This window comes from Halalkalibacter alkalisediminis (assembly GCF_028610705.1).
In the GTDB taxonomy this organism is placed as follows: Bacteria; Bacillota; Bacilli; order Bacillales; family Bacillaceae_D; genus Halalkalibacter; species Halalkalibacter alkalisediminis.
Genome location: NZ_JAQQWT010000104.1, coordinates 1 through 1,733, shown reverse-complemented (window position 1 = coordinate 1,733; position 1,733 = coordinate 1). Strand labels below are relative to the sequence as shown.

At 34.1% G+C, this 1,733-nt stretch carries 1 protein-coding gene; it reads left to right on the top strand.

Annotated features, from left to right (window positions below; all coding sequences use genetic code 11):
* Positions 1-467: 467 nt before the first annotated feature.
* Complete coding sequence (locus tag PQ474_RS26005) at positions 468-1,511, top strand: Fic family protein (RefSeq protein ID WP_273848479.1); 1,044 nt, start codon at positions 468-470, stop codon at positions 1,509-1,511.
* Positions 1,512-1,733 lie beyond the last annotated feature (222 nt).

Sequence of the window (1,733 nt, the reverse complement as noted above, 5' to 3'; positions counted from 1 at the left end):
CACTCCCGATAAATGTTAGTTATCATTATACTTGATATTCTCCCAATTTACCGTGTCCACTATTTAGACTAGCATCATTTTGTATTATTTGTTATTTCTCTAAAGGGTTGTTTTTGTTTGGTTATGGGGTGCTTTTATATGTTTGTAAATTCAATATCTCAAGGTAGTAAGATGTCAAAGAAGTTTCCAATATCTTCCTGTTCCTCAATCTTGATGTTTATTTTTGTTCCCCTTTTAAGGAATCTTCTGATTCAAAGTAATTTGAACAAAAATGAACGCCGCATTCCCCTTCAAATTGCATAGCAATTAGTTGGAGAGGTTCACAGACGCATTACCCAAATATGAATATAATAATAAATACATTCATCTGTTATAAAATGAATATATTTGTTAGTTTTTAATATGCTCTTTTGTGTTAAAATATGTTCATTAATATAAAAATGAATATATTAAAGAAGGGGTTGTATATGAGGACATTTTTTTATGAAGAATTAAAACATCTTTTACTTCCAATGGAAATCGTAAGTCTCTTGAGTAAAATAAATGAATTTAAAGGAAAACAGGAATTGTATAAGAAACAATCTCCGCAAATATTAAATACACTGAAAAATGTAGCAGTTATTCAATCAACAAAAGCGTCTAATGCTATAGAGGGCATTGTCATAACAGATAAGAGATTACACACGATCATGGCAAATAAAACCGACCCATTTGATCGATCAGAAGGGGAAATTGCAGGATATAGGGATGTGCTAAATTTGGTTCATGCTTCTCATGAAGCTATTCCTGTAAATGAAAAAGTCATATTACAATTGCATCGTGATATGTATAAATACGTCACGGCTGAAGGTGGCCGATGGAAACATGATGATAATGTAATAAGTGAGAAGCTCCCCACTGGAGAGAAGCGAATTCGCTTTGTTCCTGTATCAGCTTTTGAAACACCGAAGGCAATGGAAGATCTCTCTTTAGCTTTTAAAGAAAGAGCTGCTAAACAAGATATAGACCCCCTTATTTTGGTTGCTGTGTTTATTTTAGACTTTTTATGCATACATCCCTTTAATGATGGAAATGGCCGGATGGCAAGGCTTCTGTCGCTCCTTCTTTTATACCACTTTGGATATGAAGTGGGACGATTTATCAGTTTGGAAAAAATTATAGAGGAAAGTAAAGAAAGTTATTATGAAACTCTACGCAAATCATCTATTAGATGGCATAAAAATCAGCATGATTCTCTTCCTTGGGTTACTTATTTTCTATCAACGATTTTAAGAGCATATAAGGAGTTAGAAGAGCGTGTCGGTGTTGTCATAACTGGGAAAGGGAACAAAGCTGCTAGAGTCGAGGAGTTTATTGAAAACAAACTTGGCTTCTTCACAAAAGAGGATATTCGTTCAGCTTGCCCTGATGTAAGTGAGTCAACGATTAACCGAGTGTTGAACCATTTAAAAGAGCAAAAACAAATCATCCCTACTGGTAAAGGACGTTCTGCTAAATGGAAAAAACTGTAGAAAAGATTATTCATTTCTCTTTATGTTTGTGATTGGTTTGTACCGGGTCTCAAATAAGTGATGCTAGAAATGAAGATGAAAGATAAGTCAGTAGACATTTGTTGGCTTTTTTCTTTTTTTGTAGTGTCGAAGGATATATAGAACGAACGGTTCTGGTGCAAAAACCACTCGCTAGAAACATAGAGTGTCAGTTTCCTTTAAAATGCTAGCTTATGAAGCTAA

What these genes read in the sequence shown, in the direction of transcription:
- PQ474_RS26005 (WP_273848479.1), top strand. Translation starts at nt 468, where the DNA reads ATGAGGACATTTTTTTATGAAGAATTAAAACATCTTTTACTTCCAATG.